Origin of the sequence: Pseudomonas akapageensis (genome assembly GCF_011355085.1) — a bacterium.
GTDB classification, from domain to species: Bacteria; Pseudomonadota; Gammaproteobacteria; order Pseudomonadales; family Pseudomonadaceae; genus Aquipseudomonas; species Aquipseudomonas akapageensis.
Genome location: NZ_VXCP01000025.1, coordinates 25,736 through 50,466, shown reverse-complemented (window position 1 = coordinate 50,466; position 24,731 = coordinate 25,736). Strand labels below are relative to the sequence as shown.

Here is a 24,731-nt window from a genome sequence, read left to right as displayed (position 1 = left end):
TCACTCCCGTGCTTTGACGGAGGCCAGCGGAGTCGGAGCGCCGGCAGGCATCACACTGGCCTTGCGCAGCGCGGTGAATACTTCGTCGCGCGTGCCGAACATCTGCACGCCGCCGTCGCGCAGCATCAGCATCTTGTCGACGGCGCTGAGTACGTTGGGACGGTGGGAAATCACGATGACGGTGGCGCCGCGGTTCTTGAGTTCGGCCAGTGCATCGACCAGGGCCTTTTCGCCGATGTCATCGAGGTTGGCGTTCGGCTCATCCAGCACGATCAGACTGGGTTCACCATACAGCGCGCGGGCCAGGGCGATGCGTTGCTTCTGGCCACCGGAAAGCGGGCTGCCATCGGTGCCCAGGCGGGTGTCGTAACCCTGTGGAAAGCGCAGGATCATCTCGTGCACGCCAGTGATCCTGGCGGCGCGGATGACCGCGTCGCTGTCCACTTCGCCAAAGCGCGCAATGTTGTCGGCGATGGTGCCCTCGAACAGCTCCACGTCCTGTGGCAGGTAGCCGAGCCAGGGGCCGAGTTCGCCCTTGTTCCAGGTGAATATGTCCGCGCCGTCCAGGCGCACCTTGCCGGCCTGCGCCGGCCAGACGCCAACCAGCAGGCGGGCGAGGGTGGATTTGCCCGAGGCGGATGGACCGATAACGCCAAGGCTTTCGCCGTGGGCAAGGCTCAAGCTCACCCCGCGCAGAATCGTGGTGTTGGTACCGGGGGCGCCGGCATACACATTCTCCACCGCCAGCATGCCCTGCGGCCGTTGCAGCGACATGCTCGGTGGCCGGCGCGGATAATCGTGCAGCATCTCGTTGAGGCGGCCCCAGGCCGAACGGCAGCCGAGCAGTTGCTTCCACGACGCAATGACCTGTTCCACCGGGCCCAGCGCGCGGCCGGTGAGGATCGAGCAGGCAATCATCATCCCCGGGGTGATCTTGCCTTCGATCGCCAGCAACGCGCCGGCACCGAGGATCAGCGACTGCAAAGTCATACGCACGAAGCGCCCGGTGCTGCTGATCAAGGCAGCGCGGTCGGAGGCCAGGGTCTGCATTTCCAGAATGCGCAAATGGTTTTGGAACCAGCGCTTGGTGATCGTCGGCAGCATGCCCATGGCCTCGATGACCTCGGCGTTGCGCAGGTTGTTGTTGGCATAGGTGGCGGAGGAGAGGGCGGCCTGATTGGCTTCGGCCAGCGGCTTCTGCGTCGCCTTCTCGGTGAGATAAGCCAGGCCCACCAGAATCAGCGAGCCGATCAGCGTGACCAGTCCGAGGAGCGGGTGGATCAGATAGGCGACCAGCAGGTAGATCGGCGTCCAGGGCGCATCGAAGAAAGCGAACAGGCCATTGCCGGTGAGGAACTGACGAACCTGCGCGAGATCCTGCAGGGCCTGGGCCGGATTACCTCCGGCGCGGCTCAGGTTGCGCTCGAATGCCGCGGTGAAGATGCGTCGGTTGAGGTCCATGTCCAGGCAGTTGCCGACCCGAATCAGCACGCGGGTGCGGACCATCTCCAGCGCGGCCATCAGCAGGAACAGACCAATCACCAGAACGGTCAACATCGCCAGCGTCGTGACGTTGCGACTGACCAGGGCCCGATCATAAACCTGCAGCATGTACACGGCAGGCGTCAACATCATGACGTTGATGACGCCGCTGAAGCCTGCCAGAGAGTAAAAACTGCGACGCAGGCGAAAGAGCGCGTCGGCCAGTTCGGAGCGGGTACTCGATGGTTTGCGCATTTGGGTCATCCCTCTCCGAAAGGCCATTGCCCTTGCGAATCAACAGCTAACAGTGGATGTCGTTGGCTGACAGCAGTTGGCTGACAGTCGATGTAATTCCGTAGGCAGCTGGTTGATACGCAGGTTGGTCGCTCTGTTGGCGAGTCTGCCGAAACCTCTGCACTGCCCCCGCAAGCAGCAGCGTAGTTTGCGTTTGTTTCTTTGACGATACAGCTCGCAAATAACATTTCGCTCTATAGCGGCGCTGTAAAAATCATTAGTCGTGATTAATCGGATGGTGATGTCAAATTGCCTTCCCCGCTAATGCCCAGCAGTCCCCAAAAGCCCCAGAACTGGGGTGGTCGCACCGTCTTTATGCTCCTCGAAAATCTCTCTCCAAGCCTTGCCGCACGGGCCTTTCAGCTGCGTTGGAATGAAAGTTGCGCAAACCCCTTCACCGTTCCATCCCACGGGTCTGGTTCATCGCAGGGGGAAGACTCATGCACCGCAAACTGTCCCCACCCCCCTGCACTGATTGTTGTAACGACAGCTGTCGAGGGATCGGTTATGGCAACGCTAGGCACGGTGATTTTCCTGCGGGTGCTCTCGCCAGAAAGTTGACATCAACAAACTGTGCACGCCAGCACCTGACAGGGCTAGGGAGGTCTTTATCGTCCCGTGCCATTCCCCAGATACAGCGAGGACAATCAACAAAATGGCCAATTTCAACAAGTCGGACCTGGAGTTCATCCTCAAGCAAATCTTCATCGCAGAAGCGCACGCCGACGGCGCCAATCTCAGTGATTTGCTACCCAACAGTCAGGTGCCATTCGGCCTGCGTACCGTCGATGGCAGCTACAACAACCTGGTTGCCGGCCAAAGCGAGTTTGGCGCCTCCGACAATTCCTTCCTGCGCCTGCTCGATGCCCAGTATCGAGCGGCCTATGCCGCGTCAGGCAATGTGGTCGATCCGCAGCCACGGATCATCAGTAACCTGATCGTCGACCAGACCGCCAACAACCCGGCCGCGGTTGCGGCGAATGGCGGTGCGGACCCTGTGATCAGCCCCGGTCTGGATGGCGTGTTCGGCACGGCCGACGACAAGGAAGTGTTCTTCATCCCCAACGTGTCGCCAGACGTCGGTCTGACCGCCAGCTTCAACTCGTGGATGACCTTCTTCGGCCAGTTCTTCGACCACGGCCTCGACCTGGTCACCAAGAGCAGTACCGACTTCGTGTTTGTTCCGCTGCAGGCGGACGATCCGTTGTTCGTACCGGGCAGCCCGACCAACTTCATGGTGCTGCCACGTGCAGTGCATACCCCCGGCGCGGACGGAATACTCGGCACTGCCGATGACGGCCAGCCCAACACCACCTCGCCATTCGTGGACCAGAGCCAGACCTACAGTTCGCACCCCTCGCATCAGGTGTTCCTGCGCGAGTACGTCCTCAACGCGGCAGGTGACCCTATTGCAACGGGGCGCCTGATCACCAACCGCGATCTCGGCGCCGATGGCAAGTTCGGTACTGCCGATGATGGCGACGGCGAAAATGGCGGCATGGCGACCTGGGCAGTGGTCAAGGCCCAGGCCCGTGACATTCTCGGCATCAACCTGACCGACGCCGATGTGCACAGCGTGCCGCTGCTGGCAACCGATGCCTATGGCAACTTTCTCCGCGGGCCGAGCGGCATGCCGCAGGTGGTGATGCGCGTCAGTAACGGTGCTGACGGTACTGCCGGGACGGCTGATGACATCACTCAACTGGTCGAAGGCAACCGGGATGCTCCGATCAGTCTGGCAAACGCCGTGAGCACTGGGCATGGCTTCCTCGACGATATCGCCCACAATGCCGCGCCGGTCATCGTCGACGGAGTACTGAAGGCGGATGGCGACACCGATGTCGGTAATGCGCAGGCGGTCGGCGCGGGCGGTAACAACCTGACCTATGACAACGAACTGCTCGACGCTCACTACATTGCCGGCGACGGCCGGGCGAACGAGAACATCGGCCTGACCACCGTGCACCATGTGTTCCACTCCGAGCACAACCGCCTGGTCCAGCAATCCAAGGACACCATCCTTGCCTCTCGCGATCTGGCCTTCATTAATGAGTGGCTGGTGGACGACGTGGCCGCGATACCGACGACACCCGCCGAGATCGCGGCGCTGGTGTGGGACGGCGAGCGCCTGTTCCAGGCCGCCAAGTTCGGCACCGAGATGCAGTACCAGCACCTGGTGTTCGAGGAGTTCGCGCGGACCATTCAGCCGCAGGTCGACGAATTCCTTGCACCCAACGGCTATGACACCTCGATCAACCCGGCCATCCTCGCCGAGTTCGCCCACGTGGTGTACCGCTTTGGTCACTCGATGTTGACCGAGACCGTCGATCGCTTCGACCCCGCGTTCAATCCGCTCCTCACTGACCCCAACAACCCGGACTCGCAACTCGGTCTGATCGCCGCCTTCCTCAATCCGCTGGCGTTCGCCGGCAGCGGGGCGACTGCGGACGAAGCGGCAGGGGCGATCGTTCGCGGTGTGACCCGCCAGGTGGGCAACGAGATCGACGAATTCGTCACCGAAGCGTTGCGCAACAACCTGTTGGGTCTGCCGCTCGATTTGCCGAGCCTGAACCTGGCGCGTGGTCGCGACACTGGCATCCCCACATTGAATGAGGCACGCCGCGAGTTCTACGCAGCAACCGGCGACAGCCAACTCAAGCCGTACATCAGCTGGGCCGACCTGGCGGACCACCTCAAGCACCCCGAATCCCTGGTCAACTTCATCGCGGCCTTCGGTACCCACGGGGCATTGACTGCGGCCGATGTGGATACGCTGGTGGAGATGCGTGCGGTCGCCGCTGCCCTGGTGTTCGGTGGCGCCGCGGTGATCAACGCAGGCACTGTCGATGAGCGTACCTTTGTCGCGACGGAAGCGGATCGCCTGGACTTTCTTAACAGTTCGGGCATCTACGCCATGGTCAACGGTGTCACCACCACCGGCGTCGATGACATCGATTTCTGGGTCGGTGGCCTCGCCGAGCAGAAGATGCCGTTCGGCGGCATGCTCGGCTCGACATTCAACTTCGTGTTTGAAACCCAGCTGGAGGCGTTGCAGAACGGCGACCGCTTCTACTATCTGTCGCGTACTGCGGGCCTGAACTTCGGCACCGAGTTGGAGAACAACTCCTTTGCCAAGCTGATCATGCTCAACACCGATGTCACCCACCTGTCGAACACCGTGTTCCTGACGCCGACTTTCACCCTCGAAGTGAATCAGGACAATCAGTTCACTAACCTCGGCGTGGACGGCAAAGCCGATCCGACTGGTGGCATCATGATCAACGGCGTGGAAATCGTGCCGCTGGTGATCCGTGACAACCCCAACACCCCTGGTGGGGACAGTAACTATCTGCAGTACACCGGTGAAGACCATGTCGTCCTGGGCGGCACCGCCGGCAATGACATCATCATCTCCGGTGACGGTGATGACACCATTTACGGCGACGGCGGCAACGACATCCTCGAAGGCGGTGCCGGCAACGATGCGGTACTTGGCGGCGCGGGCGATGACATCATCACCGACTCGTTCGGCGACAACCGTCTGGAAGGTAATGCCGGTAACGATGTGATCGTGGCCGGTAGCATGGGGGTTGCAGGCAACCTGATCCTGGGTGGCGATGGCCAGGACTTCATCGTCACCACCGAAGACATCTCCACCACCTTCGGTGGTCAGGGTGACGACTTCATCCTCGGTGCCAAGACCAACCTGCCACCTACCGGCAACGAAGGTGATGACTGGATCGAGAAGGGCACCCAGGACGGTGCGCCTGGCGATAACTTCTCGCCGTTGCTCAATGACGATGTGGTCGGCAATGACATCTTTGTCGGTGGTGGTGGCTTCGACGAAATGATCGGCGAGGGTGGCGATGACATCTTTGTCGGCAGCGATGCCCAGGACAAGATGGACGGCATGTCCGGATTCGACTGGGTGACCTACAAAAATGACAAGGTCGGCGTAACCGTTGACCTGAGCCTGGCCGCGCTGGCGCAGCCACACGGCAACGCGCCAAACCAGAATGCCGGGGTGTTCAATCCGGTCGGCGCCTCGCCGGCATCGATCCTCGACCGTTTTGCCGAGGTCGAAGGCTTGTCCGGTTCGAAATACAGCGATGTGCTCAAAGGCGATGATGTTGATGCGGTCACTATCGTCAACCATGGTGGTGCCACGGGCAGTGCGCTGACCAATGTGGATTTGATCCACGGTCTGAAGCAGTTTCTGGCCGATGCCGGTTTGCCGACTACCGGCTTTGCCACTGGCAATATCATCCTCGGTGGCAATGGCAGTGACCTGATCGAAGGTCGCGGTGGCGATGACCTGATCGATGGCGACAAATGGCTCAACGTCAGAATTGCCGTTTATGCCCCGGGTGATGTCAACCATACCGGTCCCGAGATCGCCAGCTTCGACAGCATGGTCGACATGATCCCGTTCATGCTGGACCGTACCTATAACCCCGGTCAACTCAAGGCCGTGCGGGAAATCCTGCCCGGCACCTCGACGGGCGGGGCGGCCTTCGACACCGCCATTTTCTCCGGGCTTCAGTCCGAGTATGTGGTTACCCGTGACACCCGCGGCACGCTCGATGTGGCGGACGATGTCTGGACGGTGGCAGATACCGTAGCGGGCCGCGACGGCACCGATACCCTGCTGCATATCGAACGCCTGCAGTTCGCCGATACCCAGCAAGTGCTGGTGACGGGGCTGAATGCTCAACCGCTTGGCAGCCCGACTGTCACAGATACAAACGGCGGAGCGATAACGGTGGGCGATACGCTGAGTGTCAGCGTGGCCGGGGTGCGCGATGCCAACAACATCGCGGCGGGTAATCTGCAGGGCTTTATCAACAACGCCTCGGTGTCCTACATCTGGCAGTTCGAGGCAACTCCAGGCAGCGGCGTATTCGAGGATATCATCCTGTTGCCGGCTGGCGACCTGGCGTTCCAGAGCGCCGACGGCACTGCGTTCAAGGTCTCTCCTGACCTCGCCGGGTTGTCGTTGCGGGTCAAGGCGATCTATCAGGACGGTCACGGTACCACGGAGATCCTGTTCTCCACGCCGACGGCTGCTGTGGTCGCCGGTGCACCGGTCACGCCAACGGCGCCGACGCCTGTAGTCGATGCCACCGAGGGTGGCGCGGGCCTGCACATGGTTCGTTCCGACCTCAACTTCATTCTTGATCAGATCAAGATTGCCGAGGCTGAAGCGGCCGGTCAGGACATCCTCTCGCTGATCCCGAATATCCGCGCGCCGTTGGGCCTGCGTGCGGTCGACGGGTCGAACAACAACCTGATGAACCTCAACGGCCACAACCACACCGAGTTCGGTGCCGCTGATAACGTATTCCCGCGCTTGACCGATCCGGTGTTCAACCCGGCGCAAGGGGCGCCTGCCGGTTTCTTCTTCCCCGGCTCGCCGGCGGGCCAGCCAACGTCGTATGCGCAGAATGCCGGCAACGTGTTTGACTCGCAGCCACGTACCATCAGCAACCTGATCGTCGACCAGACGGCGAAAAACCCGGCGGCCTATGCCACGGCGTACGATCCAGGTGCGAACGGTCATCTCGACTACGGTGTGGTGGGGTCGGGTAACGACGACGTGCTCAAGGACGGCGTACGGATAGTCGCCAGCCCCGGTCTGGACGGTCAGTTCGGTACCGCCGATGACCACGATGTCTACCTGTTCGAAAACACCGCGCCGGACGCGGGCTTGTCCGCACCGTTCAACGCCTGGATGACCTTCTTCGGGCAGTTCTTCGACCATGGCCTGGACCTTGTGACCAAAGGCGGTTCCGGCACCATCTACATCCCGCTGCAACCGGATGATCCGCTGTATGTACCAGGCGGGCACACCAACTTCATGGTACTGACCCGCGCGACCAACCTGCCAGGAGCCGATGGTGTGCTCGGCACGGCCGACGACATCCATGAGCAGACCAACACCACCACGCCATTCGTGGACCAGAACCAGACCTACAGCTCGCACCCCTCGCACCAGGTGTTCCTGCGCGGTTATGTGCTGACGCCCGACGGCCCGATCGCGACCGGCAAGCTGATCACCAACCGTGATCTGGGAGCGGATGGTCACTACGGTACCTCGGACGACACCGAGATCGGCGGCATGGCGACCTGGAAGGTGGTCAAGGCGCAAGCCAACGACATCCTGGGTATCCATCTGACCGATGCCGACGTCGATAACGCGCCACTGTTGGCGACCGACGCTTATGGCAACTTCATCAAGGGGCCCCACGGCTTCCCGATGGTCGTGATGAAGGGCGCTGACGGTCTGGCGGGTACGAGTGATGACTTCCAGGTCGAAGGCAATCCGCATGCCCCCATTGACCTGACCAATGCGGTGCGCACCGGTCACCAGTTCCTCGTCGACATCAACAACAATGCAGCGCCGGTGTTCAGCGGTGGCGTGCTCGTTCCTGACGGGGATAGCGATACGGGCAACGCACAGCCGTTCAATCCACAGACCGGGGCCAACCTGACCTACGACAACGAGTTGCTGGATGCGCATTACATCGCCGGCGACGGCCGGGTCAACGAGAACATCGGCCTGACTGCGGTGCATGCGATCTTCCACTCCGAGCACAACCGGCTGGTCGCGCAGACCAAGGACACCGTGCTCGATTCGGGCGACGTGGCCTTCCTCAACGAGTGGCTGTTGACGAAGGTAAACGCGTTGCCAGCCAACCAGGCCGAGATCGATGCGCTGGTGTGGAATGGCGAGCGCCTGTTCCAGGCGGCCAAGTTCGGCACCGAGATGCAGTACCAGCACCTGGTGTTCGAGGAGTTTGCGCGAACCATCCAGCCCAGGGTCGACCTGTTCTTCGCACCGACCCAGGTCTATGACGTCGACCTCGATGCCTCGATCGTCGCCGAGTTCGCCCACACCGTGTACCGGTTTGGCCACTCGATGCTGACCGAGACTGTCGATCGCTTCGACGTCAATTTCAACGTGGTTGGCGATCCGAACAGCGCTGATCCCGATCAGCAGCTCGGCTTGATCGCGGCGTTCCTCAACCCGTTGGCGTACGCCGCCAGTGGTGTGACGCCAGAGGATGCGACCAGTGCGATCGTGCGTGGGGTGACGCGGCAAGCCGGTAACGAAATCGATGAGTTCGTCACCGAGGCGCTGCGCAATAACCTGCTCGGCCTGCCGCTCGACCTGCCTGCGATCAACATCGCCCGTGGCCGCGATGTGGGGATTCCCTCGCTCAATGCGATCCGCCGCGACATCTACAGCCAGACCGGTGATACCCAACTCAAGCCGTACAACAGCTGGGTCGACCTGGTGCAGCACCTCAAACATCCGGAGTCGTTGATCAACTTCATCGCGGCCTATGGCACGCATGGCACGATCACGGCGGCGACCACGCTGGAAGCCAAACGCGCCGCGGCGATGATGCTGGTGTTTGGCGATGGTGGTGTCAATGAGCCAGCCGATCGGCTGGACTTCCTCAACGGCACCGGTGCCTGGGCCAACGTAACGCGAGCCGGCAAGGATGGGCTGTTTGGTACTGCCGACGATCTGAAGGGTGTGACGATCACGGGCGTCGATGCCATCGACCTCTGGATCGGTGGCCTGGCCGAAGAGAAAACCCCGTTCGGCGGCATGCTCGGCTCGACCTTCAACTTCGTGTTCGAGAACCAGCTGGAAAAACTGCAGGACGGCGACCGCTTCTATTACCTGGAGCGTACCTCTGGCCTGTCGATGAATGCTGAACTTGAAAGCAACTCGTTCGCCAAGCTGATCATGGCCAACACCTCGGCCACGCACTTGCCGGGCCTGGTGTTCTCGGACCCGGCGTTCTACCTGGAAAGGGACCAGACCAAGCAGTACAACGATGGCCTGGGCAATGCCGATCCGCTTGGCGAAAACAATGAGCAGGTGGTGTTCCGCGACAACCCGCTGACTGCGGGGCCGGACAGCAACTACGTGCGCTACTCGGGTGAAGAGCACATCGTGCTGGGGGGCACCAACAACGCTGACATCCTCATCTCGGGTGGTGGCGATGACACGGTCTGGGGGGATGGCGGCAACGATCGTATCGAAGGGGGTAACGGCAACGACCAGCTGCGCGGGGGTGCCGGCGACGACATCATCACCGACATGGGCGGTGACGATAACATCCAGGGGGGCGACGGCAATGACGTGCTGCACGGTGGCAACGGCATCAACCTGATCATCGGCGGGTTCGGCAATGACTTCATCATTACCGGTGAGGACGCCTCCGAGGCCATTGGTGGCCAGGGCAACGACTTCATCCTGGGCAGCAAAGCCAACGAACAGGACATGGGTAACGAAGGCGACGACTGGATCGAGAAGGGCACTTCGGACGGTGCGCCCGGCGACAACTTCGATCCGCTCGGCAACGACCCGGTGATCGGTAACGATGTCTTCATCGGCGGCAACGAGAACGACAAGTTCAACGGCGAAGGCGGCGACGACATCATGGTCGGCAGTCTCGGCTTCGGTGACCGCTATATTGGCGGCTCCGGCTACGACTGGGCGACCTTCAAGGATCTTGCCCAGGGCGTGACCATCGATTACAGCGACCGCTTCTTCGATGTACCGCCGATGCCAGGTTCCGGTGCTTCGGCGCTGGTGCGTTTCGACATCATGGAAGGTCTGTCGGGTTCGAAGCACGGTGACTTCCTGCGCGGTGACAACGAGGACGCCACCTCGCTACCCACCGCAGGTGCAACCGGCAGCGTGCTGACCAACATCAGCCTGATCAATGGTCTGTCTGATCTGCTGGCAGCCGGCGCGACGTTCTACGACGGTGGCAACATCATCCTCGGTGGTAGCGGCAGCGATCTGATCGAAGGTCGCGGTGGTGACGACATCCTTGATGGTGACAAGTGGCTGAACGTACGTATCAGCGTACGGGCGAACGCTGATGGCACTGGCCCGGAAATCGCTTCGTTCGACAGTATGGAGCCGATGGTGCCGTTTATGCTGAACGGTACCTACAACCCAGGCCAACTGGTCATCGTACGGGAGATCCTGACCGGCGAGGACAAGTTCGACACCGCGGTGTTCTCCGGCAATGCGGACGACTACAGCGTCGTTGTCGATGGCAACACTGTCATCGTCACCGATTCGGTGGTAGGGCGTGATGGCGTCGATCGACTGACTGGCATCGAACGTCTGCAGTTCGCTGACCGTGCCCAGGCATCCGGCGTTGGCACCGCTCAAAACAATGGCCCATCGGGTCATCTGGCGATCCTCGATGCAGCCACCGGTGTGCGTGACGATACGCCTGTCGCCGGCCAGCTGCTGCGGGTCAGCGATCGGGCGGTACACGACGCGGACAACCAGGGTGCAGGCAATACGACCGGCGCGGTTACCGGTCCGGTGTCCTACTACTGGCAGGTTGAAAACATTCCTGGTACGGGCGTCTTTGAAGACATCACCTTTGTCGCCGCCGGCGAGGTATCGCGGGCGACCGGCACCACCTACCGGGTGGCGGACGATGTGGCGGGGCTGAACATCCGCGTCCGGGCGGTGTATCAGGATGAAAAGGGCACGCTGGAGATCGTCGACTCGTCGGGCAATAGCGCAGCGTCCGCAGGGCCGACCGTAACCGGGATTTCGGTGCAGAACCAGGTGTTGATCGCTGACCCTTCGAGCATCATCGACATTGATGGCCTGAGCAATCCGCAGTTCACCTTCCAGTGGCAGACGAACCCCGGACTTGGCTGGGTCGACCTCGCTGGCGCCACCAGCAATACGCTCACGCTTGGCCAGGCACAGGTTGGCCAGTACGTGCGGGTGGTGGTCAGCTACGTGGATGACTTCGGCGTGGCCGAAAGCGTTGCGTCCGACATCCTCGACCCGGTGGTCAACGTCAACGATGCACCGACCGCAGGGCCGACCGTTACCGGGCTTGCGGCGCAGAACCAGCTGTTGACCGCTAACCCGGCGAGCATCATCGACATTGATGGCCTGAGCAATCCGCAGTTCACCTACCAATGGCAGGCGAACAATGGGTCTGGCTTCGTCAACATCGCCGGAGCCACCAGTAGTACGCTCGCGCTTGGCCAGGCTCAGGTCGGCCAGCAAGTGCGCGTGGTGGTGAGTTATGTGGATGACTTCGGTAAGGCCGAAAGCGCTTCGTCCAATGTCCTGGGGCCGGTGGCCAACGTCAACGATGCACCGACAGGAGCGGTGCTGATCAGCGATACGACACCGGATCAAGGGCAGGTACTGACCGCGCTGACTGCCGGGATTGCCGATGCGGACGGGCTGGGCACATTCAGCTTCCAATGGCAGCAAGGTACCGGTGCTTCCTTCACCAACATCAACGGCGCGACCGCCGCGACCTTCACCCCTGGTGCGGCGCAGGGCAATCTGCAACTGCGGGTGATCGTGCGCTACACCGATGGCTTCGGCACGCAGGAGTCGGTGACTTCTGCGGCGACGGCGGCGGTTGCTGCGACTGGCGTGGTGCTGACGGGCAACGCTTTGGCGAACACCCTCACCGGCACCGCGCTCAATGATGTGTTGTCTGGTTTGGGCGGGAACGATACGCTCAATGGCCTGGCCGGTAATGACCAGTTGTTTGGCGGCACTGGCAACGACATTCTCAACGGCGGGGACGACAACGACGTCCTCAATGGCGAGGACGGCAATGACACCCTCAACGGCGGGCTCGGCGCGGATGCCATGAATGGCGGTGCTGGCGACGACACCTTCGTGGTCGACAACGTCGGTGATTCCGTCACCGAGGCGCTCAATGGTGGTACCGATCTGGTGCAAACCAGTCTGGCGAACTACCTGCTCGGTGCCAACGTCGAGAACCTGACCTATACCGGTGCCGGTAACTTCACCGGTACCGGTAATGCGCTGGCCAACACCATCACCGGCAGTGTCGGTAACGACTTCCTCGATGGCGGTGCGGGTGCTGACCGGTTGGTGGGGGGCGCCGGCAACGATACCTACGTCGTCGATGCAACCGGGGACCAGGTGGTCGAGGTGACGGGGGGCGGTACGGATACCGTGCAGACGTCACTGGCCAGCTACACGCTGGGCACCAATGTCGAGAATCTGACCTACACCGGAGTCGGCAACTTCGTCGGCATCGGCAACGGGTCGAACAACGTCATCACCGCCGGGGCGGGTAATGACTCCCTCAATGGTGGTGGCGGCAACGACATCCTCATCGGCAACGGCGGTAACGACACGCTGCTTGGCGACATCGGTAACGACCAACTGTTGGGTGGCCTTGGCACGGATAACCTGAACGGCGGCAGTGGCGATGACAGCCTCGACGGGGGTGATGGGGCGGATGTCCTGGATGGTGGATCAGGCAACGACACGCTGCTCGGTGGTGACGGTAACGACACATTGTTGGGGGGTATCGGCAATGACTTTATCGATGGCGGTATTGGCAACGATACGGTCACTGGCGGTGCCGGCAACGACACGATGGTTGCCAGCAGTGGCAATGATATCTTCATGTTCGCAGCGGGCTTCGGGACCGATCAGATCATCGGCTTCGATGCCGACCCGGCGGGAGGCCAGGACCGGATCGATATTTCCGCGTTCGGCCTCACAGCTGCGAACTTTGCCAGCAACGTCATCATCACCGATGTCGGTGCGGATACCTTGATCAGCGCCCCAGGGATTACTGATTCCATCCGCCTGGTAGGTGTGGCCGACGCAACAACCGTCACTGCCGCAGACTTCATTTTCGCTACTTGAGGATCTGAATAATACTGTCGCAGGGAGCGTGGACAACGGAGGGGGAGGGCAATGATGCCCTCCTTTTTTTTTGTGTAACCTGGACCGGCGGGCTTTTGGTTGCTGGAGCGGCGGATTGCGCGCTACATCTGGCCATGTTAGAAATCGGTCAATTTATTAATAAGTTGAATATCGTCATGGCTGGCAGTGACAAATTGAATAGGCCGCTTTTCGATCTGGACTCGCTCAGGGCGCTGGTCATGGTCGCTGATTGCGGCAGTTTTACTACCGCTGCCGCGCGGTTGCATTCCACCCAGTCCACGGTCAGCCAAAAGGTGCGGCGACTGGAAGAGATGGTCGGGCACAGGCTTCTGGAACGGGGCAATCGCGATGTCCTGCCCACCGATGCGGGGCAGACGCTGCTGGGCTATGCCCGGCACATGCTGGCATTCAATGATGAAATGTTTGAAGCCATGTCGGGCGCTACCGTCGCGGTGACGGTGCGCCTGGGTGTGCCTGAAGATTTCGTTGCAGGGCGCACGACGCATCTGCTTTCGGCATTCAATCGCAAGCATCCACAGGTCAAGCTGGAAGTCACCAGTGGCCTGTGCCGCGACCTGAGCAGTGGCTACGACAATGGCGAACTGGACCTGATCCTGGTCAAGCAGCGCCGTAACAGCCGTGAGGCCGTGGCGAGCTGGCCCGAGAAGTTGCAATGGATCGACAGCGCCAGCAACCCCACCTTCGAACTGGACCCGATTCCGCTGGTAACCTTTCCGCCTCGTGGGCTGTACCGGGACGACATGATCAACGCCATCGAGCGCATGGGCCGGCGTTGGCGCATCAGCTTCACCAGCTCGAGCCTCAGCGGCATCCAGGCGGCGGTCGCTGATGGAATGGGCGTCAGCCTGCTTCCGCAGCGAGCGGTCACTGCCGATCACCGGGTGCTGACGAAGAACAACGGACTGCCCACGATCGATGCCATGGAGGTGGTCATCATTCACCGCCCTTCGGCGGATGTGATGGTCAAGGAGCTGGCGGGGGTTTTGGCGCAGTCGTTGGCTTGTCAGTATTAGGTGGACAGGGCCGGGGGCCGCTTTGCGGCCATCGCTGGCAAGCCAGCTCCCACAGGAAGCTCGGGTTGCCTCAAAATTTGTGAACAACCTGGGACTCTGTGGGAGCTGGCTTGCCAGCGATAGCGGTCTATCTGCAGGCAAATTCCTTATTTCTTGTAACCAATAAAAAATCCCGCCGGTGTCGAGTCGGCGGGATTCGTGTGCAGCCTCTGAACTCAGCGCGCAGCGTTGAGCGTCAGGTTCATGTGGCGGTTCACATCCTTGTACAGCAGGTAGCGGAAGCGGCCAGGGCCACCGGCATAGCAGGCTTGCGGGCAGAAGGCGCGCAGCCACATGAAGTCACCGGCTTCCACCTCGACCCAGTCCTGGTTCAGGCGATAGACCGCCTTGCCTTCCAGCACGTAGAGGCCATGTTCCATCACATGGGTTTCGGCGAAGGGGATGACGCCGCCCGGTTCGAAGGTCACGATGTTGACGTGCATGTCATGGCGCATGTCGGCCATGTCGACAAAACGCGTGGTGACCCAACGCCCCTCGGTGCCCGGCATCGGGATGGGTTCGATGTCTTGTTCGTTGGTCACGAAAGCTTCGGGGTAGGCCAGGCCTGGTACCGCCTGATAGCGTTTGCGCAGCCAGTGGAAGCGTACCGCTTCGCCACTGTTGTTGCGCAGGGCCCAGTCCGCCGCGGGCGGGATGAAGGCATAGCCGCCCGGCTTGAGGGTATGGACGTTGCCTTGCAGGGTCAGGTCGATTTCGCCTTCGACGACGAAGATCACGCCTTCGGCTTCCTTGTCCTGCTCGGGCGCGTTGCTGCCACCCCCCGGGCTCACTTCGACAATGTACTGGGAGAAGGTTTCGGCAAAACCGGTCAGGGGACGGGCCAGCACCCACAGACGGGTCTTGTCCCAGAAGGGCAGGTGGCTGGTCACGATGTCGCGCATCACGCCCTTGGGGATGACCGCATAGGCTTCGGTGAACATCGCCCGGTCGGTCAGCAGCTCGGTCTGCGCCGGGTGCCCCCCGTGAGGGGCGTAGTAAGTGGACTTGGACATGGAACACCTTCTGTCTTGTTGTTGTGGCCACCCTATAAAAGATCCCTGATATCCACAAATTAAATGTTGGAATGTACTTCATTCATTTTCTGGATGCGAAAATCCATGGCGGAACCGGGGCGTTCGCCAGGGTGTCTAGTCAGTAGTGCTTGCGCCACTGCAAGCGATATCGAGGATTCACCCTTGAACATCTTTGAAGCGTTGCGTGAAAGCCATGAAAGACAGCGCACCTACGCCAGGGCGGTGGTGCGGACCAGCGGAGACAGTGAAAAGCGGGTTGAGGCATACAAGCGGCTGAAGTCCGAGCTGCAGGCTCACGAGACTGCCGAGGAGCGTTTTTTCTACATCCCGCTAATGTCTGATGACAACGGGGTCGACCTGAGCCGTCATGCCATTGCCGAGCACCACGAAATGGATGAAATGATGGAGGAATTGGACAAGACGGAAATGTCCAATCCCAGCTGGCTGGCGACGGCAAAAAAACTGTCGGAAAAGGTGCATCACCATCTCAAGGAAGAGGAAACCAAATTCTTCCAGATGGCGGGGAAGATTCTGGATGACAAGCAGAAAGAGTCGTTGGCCAAGGGCTACGTCAAAGAGTACGAAGCCCAGCTCACTTCGGCTTGAGTCCGTGCGCGCAGGCTTGGGCGCGCACGTCCGGGTACCTCTGTTAAAGCCCCAGTTCCAGGGCCAGCAGATCCGACAACGGCTGCGCACGACGAATCAATTTCGCCTGCCCTTGATCGATCAACACTTCCGGCAGCAGTGTCCGGCTGTTGTAGTTCGATGACATGGAAGCGCCGTACGCGCCGGTATCGTGCATGACCAGCAGATCACCCACCTGCGCCTCAGGCAGCAAGCGCGGTGTGACCCCTTCGTCATCCTGGGTAAAGATATCGCCGGATTCGCACAGGGGGCCGCCCACGACATAATCGAGCACCGGGCGATCGACCGGGACCCCCGCGCAGTCCAGCAGGGTCATGTGGTGATAGGCGCCGTACATCGCCGGACGCATCAGGTCATTGAAGCCGGCGTTGACCAGCATGAAATCCCGGCTGCCGACTTTTTTCACAGCGCGAACTTCGGTCACCAGGCAGCCGGACTCGGCCACCAGGAAACGACCGGGTTCGATCTCCATCCGTACCGGATGCTTGAGCCAGGCTTCGATGTCCTGCCGGGCCTGGCGCCATGCGTCTGCGTAGCGCTGAATGTCCACCGGCTCATCGCCTTCGCGGTAGGGCGTGGACAGCCCGCCACCGATGGAAAAGGCTTCGATATCGTGGTCCAGCGACTTCACAGCCGAGACCATGGAATTGCCCACTTGCTCCAGGTGCGCGTAATCCACGCCCGAGCCGATATGCATGTGCAGGCCCACCAGCTTCAGGCCGTATTGCCGAATGACGCCGAGTGCTTCGTCAATCTGATCATGCCAGATGCCATGCTTGCTGTTTTCACCGCCGGTATTGGTCTTGCGGCTGTGGCCGTGACCGAAGCCCGGGTTGATCCGCAGCCAGACGCGATGGCCCGGAGACCTTGCGCCCAGTTGACGGAGCATGTCGATCGAGCCGGTGTTGACCTCGACCTTCAGCTCGACCACGCGCTGCAGGGTGGCTTCATCGAACAGATCACAGGTCAGGACGATGCCCGCAGGAGCGCCGGCCGGGCTGTAGCCCGCGAGCACGGCGCGCTCGAGTTCACCCAACGACACTGCATCGACCCGCACCCCCAGTTCGCGCATCAAGCGCAAGACATGCACATTGGAACAGGCCTTCTGGGCGAAGCGAACGGTCTCGAAGCAGGCCAACTGCTCGATGCGCGCCTTGATGGTCTGGGCGTCATACACCCAGAGCGGGGTGCCGTGTTGTCTGGCAATGGTGGCGAGTTGCGGGAAATCATGTTGGCTGGGCATGGCACACGTCGATCTGCGATGAAGTAGGCGTCCATCATGCAGATCGCCGATCATTCAATAAAATATCTATTCTTTCTTCATCTATTCAGTTCTGATATGGGTTTCACTCGTACAACCAAGGGCAGGTATGGGCATTTCCTTGCGGCATATCGAAGTTTTCCGGGCCACCATGCAGGCCGGCAGCGTCACGGGCGCGGCGCGCCTGCTGTTTACCTCGCAACCGACGGTCAGTCGGGAACTGGCACGGCTTGAAAGCCTCTCGGGTCTGCGCCTGTTCGATCGGGAGGGCGGCAGGCTGGTGCCAACGGCCCAGGCGATGATGCTGCTCGAAGAAGTCGAGCGCTCCTATATAGGGCTGGAACGGATCAACAGCGTTGCCCAATCGATTCGTCGCTTCGAGCATGGCCAGTTGAGCATCACCTGCCTGCCGCTGTTTTCCCAGACGCTGTTGCCCAGAGTCTGCAAGCACTTTCACCAGCAGCATGCCGGCATCGGCTTGAGCATCACTGCGCAGGAATCACCCTTGCTCGAGGAATCGCTCAGCGCCCAGCGTCATGACCTCGGCTTGACCGAAAGTGAACATGTGCCCCGAGGTACCCGGGGGGAACTGCTCTTTTGTGCCGACATGGTTTGTGTATTGCCCGAGGGGCACCCTTTGCTGTCCAGGTCGTTGCTGGCCATGGAGGACTTTCGCGGTGTGGATTTCATCAATCTTTCGGGTCTGGATATCTATCGCCAGCGGCTCGACGAGCACTTTCGCCAGGCGGGTGTCGAGCGTCATACCGTTATCGAAACAACCAGTGCGGCGTCGGTCTGTGCCATGGTCCGGCAACAACTGGGGGTGGCGATCATCAACCCGCTGACCGCGGTGCAGGAGGCGGGCAGAGGGTTGGTCATTCGGCCGGTCGCGGTGTCGATTCCCTATCGCGTCATGTTGATCAGGCCGGATTATCGGCCGTCTTCGATCTTCGTCGATACCTTTTGCAAGGCGTTGAGCGAGGAGGCGTCGGGTCTTGCCAGTGCGCTTGAATAGAGGGGGAGTGTGTTCTTTGAAGACTCACGCCACAGCAATGACGTCGTCCAGACTAAAACTGGCAGAACTCACTACCTGTGCTTGACTTTACATACGCTGTAACAGTGAAGAGTTGTTATCCAGCATCCTGTTGAATAGCGAAATGTTAGTGCAGTATCTGGCCGCTACTTTGCAGCTTTATAGTTCTATCGGCAGCAAAGGCGGTGTCCATCCCCAAACGCACTGCCTTGCCATCGGGATGAATCATGCAAAACGATAGAAAGCGTTACGCCTGCTTTATTTCATACAAACATGGTAAGTATGAAGTAGATCTTCCAGGCGAGGGGGGCGACAGCGAGCTTGCGAAAGCCGTCCACACAGCGCTGCATAAGCTGGCAAGACCTTGGTGGAAGGTGCGAGCTCTACATGTTTTTCGAGATGAGACAATACTAGGAGCTGAAGCTGATCTCACGGCTGCGATTCATTCTGCTCTGGAGAATTCCGAGTATTTTCTGCTGATAGCATCCCCTCAAGCTGCCAAGTCTCCCTGGGTCGCGAAAGAACTGAATCACTGGCTGAAAAAAGATCCTCGCGCAGAGCGCGTGCTTATCGCAAGAGCGAGCGGTGATCTGGTGTGGAATTCGAGCACCGAAAGCTATGATCCAGTTCTCAGCACAGCCTTGCCCCCCCTTCTTTCGCGTGCTCTCAAAGGGGAACCATTGTGGGTTGATTTAAACGGCGCAACATCTCCGGAGCGGCGCTTGCTGGATGATCCGGACTTCCGGGCGGAATCCTTGAAGTTAGCAGCACGGCTTCATGGGAAAACGCCGGAGCAATTGAACGGAGAAGACTTGAAGCGCCGGAGGCAAGTGTGGAACACGTTGACGCTGGGTTTGATCATAACTACGGGGTTGGCTGCATTTGCGTGGTGGCAGCGTGATAATGCGGTTTGGGAACAGGCGCGTAGCGAAGCTGGACAATTGGCGCTTCAGGCCCAAGCCTCCCTGGAAAAAGAACCTCGCAGAGCATCTGTTCAACTGTCCGCGGCGCTGGAGCGTTTGCACTCTGTTGAAGCACCTGTCGAACACAACATACAGCTAGCCATCAGGCAATCGCTGCATACATTGCGGGACACCATTCACTGGTCTACAAATATGACCATGGTGCGCGGACTCCATTTCACTGATAGTCAGTTGCTTATCGGCGGTGTGGATCTGATGAAGTTGCTTGATAGCAAGTCAGGCAAAGCCGTTACATTACCCTGGTCGGACAACGATGGACTGCCTCTGGGCATTGCTGCCATGAGCTTTTCCCCCAGGAAACGGGCTGCCTATATTATCGGACCGGACTTTACAAATCAGACACAATGGCGGCGAATATCGCTGGACAGCAAAGCGCTTCTTTCCGTTCCTCAAGATGCTTTCACTAAACCTGTTGGTTTGGATGTTCTCGAAAACGAAGACACCCTCATTTCCAGCCGAGATGGAACCGTGCGGTTGCTTAATGAGGGTGGAGAGCTGATTTACGAGTGGAAATTTGACAGTGCGGGAGTCGTTTCGTGTTCTGGAACGAGCAGACTGTGCGTGGTCGCAGACCGGTCTCCGACGTTCACGGGGGATGCCGTAACTCCGGGAGATTCAATCAACAAAAACGCACGTGTGATACTTGTTGACCTGGAATCCAAGCATACTTTTGAGTTCGAGTCTCCTCACGCCGCAATATCAAAACTGCTGATTGCAGGCTATGACCTATGGAGTATAGGTAGCGAAGGGTTGGCGCAAAGATATCGGATTCGTCGAAACGAACTTGTGCGTGAAGATGATCCGATACGAGCTCATTCAGAGCCTGCAACTGCTCTCGCCAGTGATGCCGAGAGGCTTGCAATTGGCTCGCGCGCGGGATTGATACGCGTGTGGCTAGGAGGGGCAGATCCCGTCTTCGAGTTGCGTGGGCACATTTCTCCTATTCGGGGAATGACCTTTGATCCGACTGATAAATGTCAGCTTTGGAGCCTGTCGGATGATGGTGAGGTTCGTGCTTGGGACCTGTGTTACCCGATTGCCGAGCATGACAAAAACGAGCGTTGGGATTTGCAAAGCCCAAGTGGGAACTGGTTGGTAAGCTCTTTGAATGACGGATTGCTGATTTGGCATGATGGATTAATTTCGCATCGAACAACAGCTTGCGCGGAAAGGGGCACGAGAGAGGGTCAACCTTTAGCGATTTCAGATGCTGGAGATGTGCTCGTCAAATGTCCTGGAACAGACCAAACCATCCGCGCAGCCGAATGGATACCGTTTCAGGAGAGCAAAAAAAACATACCCCTACCGGAGGATGAGTACCTGGGCGCCTGGTTTTTATCCGACGGTACGGCTGTTTTATCGGTTGGGTCCTTTTTAACAGTCATCGAAGGCTTTCCTGCACCCAGTACTGCGAAAACAGCACGGTTATTGCGGTTTTTTTCGGATGGCCGTATAAAAACCCTGGACCTGCAGCCATTCGGTCTGGCTCAGAGTATTGCAGAGATCCCTGGTGCGGATGAGTTATTGGTCGGTACAGGGAACGGCCTTCTACTCAAAGTTTCTACCCGCGACTGGTCGCTCATTGAGAAAATACCATTAACCAATATTGTCACACCGAACTCGCAACGGCCCTTGGAAGTAGTCAAGAGCGTGTCTTGCTGCCTGATGGGGCATGAACTTATTGCCGTTATTGGATACAACGGCGTTTCCGCAGCGCTCGGTGAAATGATGAGTGACAAAGTTGTTGTATTTGATTTAGAAACACAAACCGTTAAAGCGCGAATGGCATCGGGAAGACGGTTGGTGCGAGGGCTTTTGGCACTCGAAAACTCTGATCAGATGGCTATTGTTTTTGGCGGGGCCAACCCTTTCTCATATTCTGATTTGACTGCAACTCTACAGCTGTTTGACCGAGAGCTACGTGCAGAAAGCCCCTCCTATCCACTACAGATTGATATGCTGAAGGGATTGGCTTTCGATAAACGTCATCAACGGCTTAGTGTAATTGGAGAAGGGGAGCGATCCTGGATAGATATAAATCTTGAAAAGTCCATTAATACTATTATTTCGATGGCAGAGGAGCAGAGCAGGAAAGAGAAAATCGACCAGTGGCTGGAAACTGCGGATAAAGCAAGGGTGGAGAAGAACTGGCCAGTTATGGAGAGTCTCTGCACGCGAGTCGTAGAGGTAGACCCTGATCACGAAAAGTGCTGGATACGCCGAGGTAATGCTCGCTTGAACCAAGGAAATCCCAAGCAGGCGCTAATCGACTACGAAAGAGCTGATCGTTTGGAGCCATTTGATGCTTTTGTGCCCCTGCAGCGTACCAAGGCGCTCATTGCTCTACGCCGTTATCAGGATGCTGAAAATGAAGCCTCCAAGGCTATCGAGCGTGCTTACCTGGCCGTGCGACCTCCTCCGTTTGATAATGAAAGCGCTCTGGGTAACTTTAACAGGAGTATTGCAGAAAGTACGCTCCGGATAGCTCGCATTGGTCAGGCAGAGCCATGGGTTTTGCGGGCACAGATCAGAATTGAGCTGGGGAAATTTGAAGAAGCGAGATCTGATCTGGATAAGGTCAGCGAACTAGGGCTCGATAATCAATTAGTCAGGGATTTACGACAGAGGGCGCAACAAGAACAGCCCACGTTAAACCTTGGCCAAGAGTAAGCCCAGGAATCTGAAGCGAAATTGTCTCTCCATTACGAGCAAATGCCCCTGCAAATAATTGCTACTCAATCTCGAACAACCCATTACGCACCGGCGCCGCCGCCAACCGCTGACGAATATCCTCATCGATATGCGGGTCATCCGGACGGTACAGCATTACCTGGCGGTAGGTACTGACCCGGTTGATCTCCGGCCCCAGGTACTCCCACACCACGCGGGTGCAGGCCGGCGTGCGTCGGTCGCCGCTGGAGACGCCGGTCTTCAGGCCGTTGAGGCGAGTGATGCGGCTCTTGAAGCTGGGGATGAGGATGGTCTGGCTCATCTCGTTGACGGTCAGCGACTCGTAGTCGATGAGGAACAAGCGGTCCTGCAGGTGGAACGCGGCGCCCAGGTAGCGGCAGCGCACCCAGTCTTCGGCTTGAACATCCGTGCTGCTGGACCGTTCCTGACGCTCCTGGCGTTCGAACAGGAAATTGCCGCGCTCCTCGCGCAGGTGCACCAGCGACAGCAGGATGCTGCCGGGTACCGACATGCAGTTGGCGTATTCGAAGTAATAGCCGCAGTAGCGCGACAGGCTGCTGGACTGTTCACGCAGGGGCTTGAGCAGGTTGTAAAGCGGGTCGCTGTCCGGCGCCTGCGCGCTGTCGGCATGGCGTACGCCGATGAGGCGGGCGAACTGCTCGGGCGGCAGGCCCAGTTCGTAGTCCTCGACCCCGAAGAAATCGCCGATGCGCTTGAGGTTGTACGGCGCAGGCGTGCTCTGGCCACTGAGGTACTTGTTGAACTGCGTGCGGTTGATCGCCAGTTTGCGGCAAACCTCGGCGATCGAGCGGTAATGATTGCACAACAGCAGAAGATTGCTGCCCAGGTTGTTTGGCATGGTCGGTCTCTGGTGATGCGATCGGCGCGACTATAGCATCAACTCGCATCATGTAGAGCAGCGTCGCGAAATTGTCTGACCGGCTGCGCTGGCCAATCATGCTCGCCACATTCGCGGTCCGGTCGTCGTGCCGCCCGTCGTTGTCGTTCGAACAATAAGAATCGAGGAATCCTCCATGCTTGAAGCGCTTAACGACTTCCTGTCCGGGAAGCTGCTCATTGTGCTCATCGTCGGGTTGGGCAGCTATTTCACGCTGCGCTCCCGCTTCGTCCAGTTCCGTCATTTCGCCCATATGTTCAGCGTGTTCAAGGAATCCCTGCGGGGCAGTTCCGGGCAGTTGAGTTCGTTCCAGGCGCTGATGCTCAGCCTGGCGGGTCGTGTCGGCGCCGGCAATATCGCAGGCGTCGGCATCGCCGTGACCCTGGGCGGCCCCGGTGCCGTGTTCTGGATGTGGGTGACCGCGCTGGTCGGCATGTCCAGCAGCTTCTTCGAATGCTCCCTGGCCCAGGCCTACAAGCGCAACGACGGCAATGGCCTATACCGTGGTGGCCCTGCGTACTACATCCAGCACGGCCTCGGCCAGCGCTGGCTGGGCATGGTCTTCGCCGCCCTGTTGCTGGTGACCTTCGGCTTCGCCTTCAACGGCCTGCAATCCCACGCGGTGACCCACTCGCTGGAAAACGCCTTCGCGTTCCCCGTGCAATACAGTGGCATCGCCCTGGCCGCGCTGCTGTGCCTGGTGTTCATTGGCGGCATCAAGCGCATCGCCGCGGTGGCCGACTTGTTGGTGCCGGTGAAAACCCTGATCTACATCGCCGTGACCCTCTACGTGATCGTGCTGCAAATCGACCACGTACCCGGCATGCTGGTGACCATCGTCAAGAGCGCCTTCGGTCTCGATCCTGCCTTCGGCGGGCTGATCGGCAGCGCCATCGTGATGGGCGTGAAGCGTGGCGTATTCGCCAACGAAGCGGGCCTGGGCAGTGCGCCCAACGTCGCCGCCGTGGCTGCCGTGCGGCATCCGGTGGCGCAAGGCGTGGTGCAGGCGTTCAGTGTGTTCCTCGACACCTTCGTCATCTGCACTTGCACTGCATTGCTGATCCTGTTGTCGGGCTTCTACACCCCGGGCTTCGAGGGTGACGGTATCGTCCTGACCCAGAACTCCCTGGCCGCCGTGGTCGGTGACTGGGGCAGGGTGTTCGTCAGCGTGGCCCTGGCGCTGTTCGTGTTCACCTCGATCCTCTACAACTACTACCTGGGCGAGAACAGCCTGCAATACCTGTTCGGCCGCAGCCGCATGGCGTTGATCGGCTACCGGGCGCTGGTGGTGGTACTGATCCTCTGGGGCTCGATCCAGAACCTGTCCACGGTGTTCGCCTTTGCCGACATCACCATGACGTGCCTGGCATTCGTCAACCTGATTGCGCTGGCCCTGCTGTTCAAGGTCGGCCTGCGCCTGATGCGTGACTACGACGAACAGCGCAGTGCCGGGATCAAGACCCCGGTGTTCGACTCGGCGAAGTTCGCCGACCTGGATCTTGACCGTGACGCCTGGCCTGTGGGGCAGGTCGCCGAGACGCCAGCAGGCAAGCCGGTGGCGAGCCTGGTGCAAAACCACCGCTGATCATTCGACAACGTCTGG

The 24,731-nt window shown here is 59.5% G+C and carries 10 protein-coding genes; 6 read left to right on the top strand and 4 right to left on the bottom strand.

The genetic code is table 11. The features are described 5' to 3' along the window. Entirely contained in the window at nucleotides 1-1,737 is a 1,737-nt protein-coding gene (locus tag F2S13_RS17055) for a type I secretion system permease/ATPase (RefSeq protein ID WP_166362867.1), read from the bottom strand. A gap of 694 nt (nucleotides 1,738-2,431) precedes the next feature. Between F2S13_RS17055 and F2S13_RS17050 the strand changes: the two genes are divergently transcribed. Continuing rightward, nucleotides 2,432-13,489, top strand: coding sequence for a peroxidase family protein (locus F2S13_RS17050; protein ID WP_166362864.1), 11,058 nt, complete (start codon nucleotides 2,432-2,434; stop codon nucleotides 13,487-13,489). 176 nt (nucleotides 13,490-13,665) lie between these two features. Next, complete coding sequence (locus F2S13_RS17045; RefSeq protein ID WP_166362862.1) at nucleotides 13,666-14,544, top strand: LysR substrate-binding domain-containing protein; 879 nt, start codon at nucleotides 13,666-13,668, stop codon at nucleotides 14,542-14,544. 215 nt (nucleotides 14,545-14,759) lie between these two features. Here the strand turns inward: F2S13_RS17045 and F2S13_RS17040 are convergent, their stop codons facing one another. After that, the gene (locus F2S13_RS17040; protein WP_166362860.1) at nucleotides 14,760-15,596 is read right to left on the bottom strand and encodes a bifunctional allantoicase/(S)-ureidoglycine aminohydrolase; all 837 of its coding nucleotides are present in this window, start codon (nucleotides 15,594-15,596) and stop codon (nucleotides 14,760-14,762) included. 183 nt (nucleotides 15,597-15,779) lie between these two features. Here F2S13_RS17040 and F2S13_RS17035 point away from each other — a divergent pair, with 183 nt between their 5' ends. Beyond that, nucleotides 15,780-16,223, top strand: a complete 444-nt coding sequence (locus F2S13_RS17035) for a hemerythrin domain-containing protein (protein ID WP_166362858.1) — start codon at nucleotides 15,780-15,782, stop codon at nucleotides 16,221-16,223. Between the two features lie 43 nt (nucleotides 16,224-16,266). Here the strand turns inward: F2S13_RS17035 and lysA are convergent, their stop codons facing one another. Beyond that, nucleotides 16,267-17,505 (bottom strand): diaminopimelate decarboxylase, encoded by a 1,239-nt coding sequence (gene lysA, locus F2S13_RS17030; RefSeq protein WP_166362856.1) that lies wholly within the window; start codon nucleotides 17,503-17,505, stop codon nucleotides 16,267-16,269. A gap of 127 nt (nucleotides 17,506-17,632) precedes the next feature. Between lysA and F2S13_RS17025 the strand changes: the two genes are divergently transcribed. Both F2S13_RS17025 and F2S13_RS17020 read left to right on the top strand, forming a co-directional pair. Further along, nucleotides 17,633-18,538 carry a LysR family transcriptional regulator gene (locus F2S13_RS17025; RefSeq protein WP_166362854.1) on the top strand — a complete coding sequence of 302 codons (906 nt, stop codon included), beginning with the start codon at nucleotides 17,633-17,635 and terminating at the stop codon, nucleotides 18,536-18,538. A 245-nt stretch (nucleotides 18,539-18,783) separates the two neighbouring features. Continuing rightward, nucleotides 18,784-22,209 carry a TIR domain-containing protein gene (locus F2S13_RS17020; protein ID WP_166362852.1) on the top strand — a complete coding sequence of 1,142 codons (3,426 nt, stop codon included), beginning with the start codon at nucleotides 18,784-18,786 and terminating at the stop codon, nucleotides 22,207-22,209. A gap of 61 nt (nucleotides 22,210-22,270) precedes the next feature. Here the strand turns inward: F2S13_RS17020 and F2S13_RS17015 are convergent, their stop codons facing one another. Then, nucleotides 22,271-23,089 (bottom strand): helix-turn-helix domain-containing protein, encoded by an 819-nt coding sequence (locus F2S13_RS17015; RefSeq protein WP_166362850.1) that lies wholly within the window; start codon nucleotides 23,087-23,089, stop codon nucleotides 22,271-22,273. 175 nt (nucleotides 23,090-23,264) lie between these two features. Between F2S13_RS17015 and F2S13_RS17010 the strand changes: the two genes are divergently transcribed. Then, nucleotides 23,265-24,713: an alanine/glycine:cation symporter family protein gene (locus tag F2S13_RS17010; RefSeq protein WP_166362848.1), complete on the top strand. Its 1,449-nt coding sequence runs from the start codon at nucleotides 23,265-23,267 to the stop codon at nucleotides 24,711-24,713. The last annotated feature ends 18 nt before the right edge of the window (nucleotides 24,714-24,731 follow it).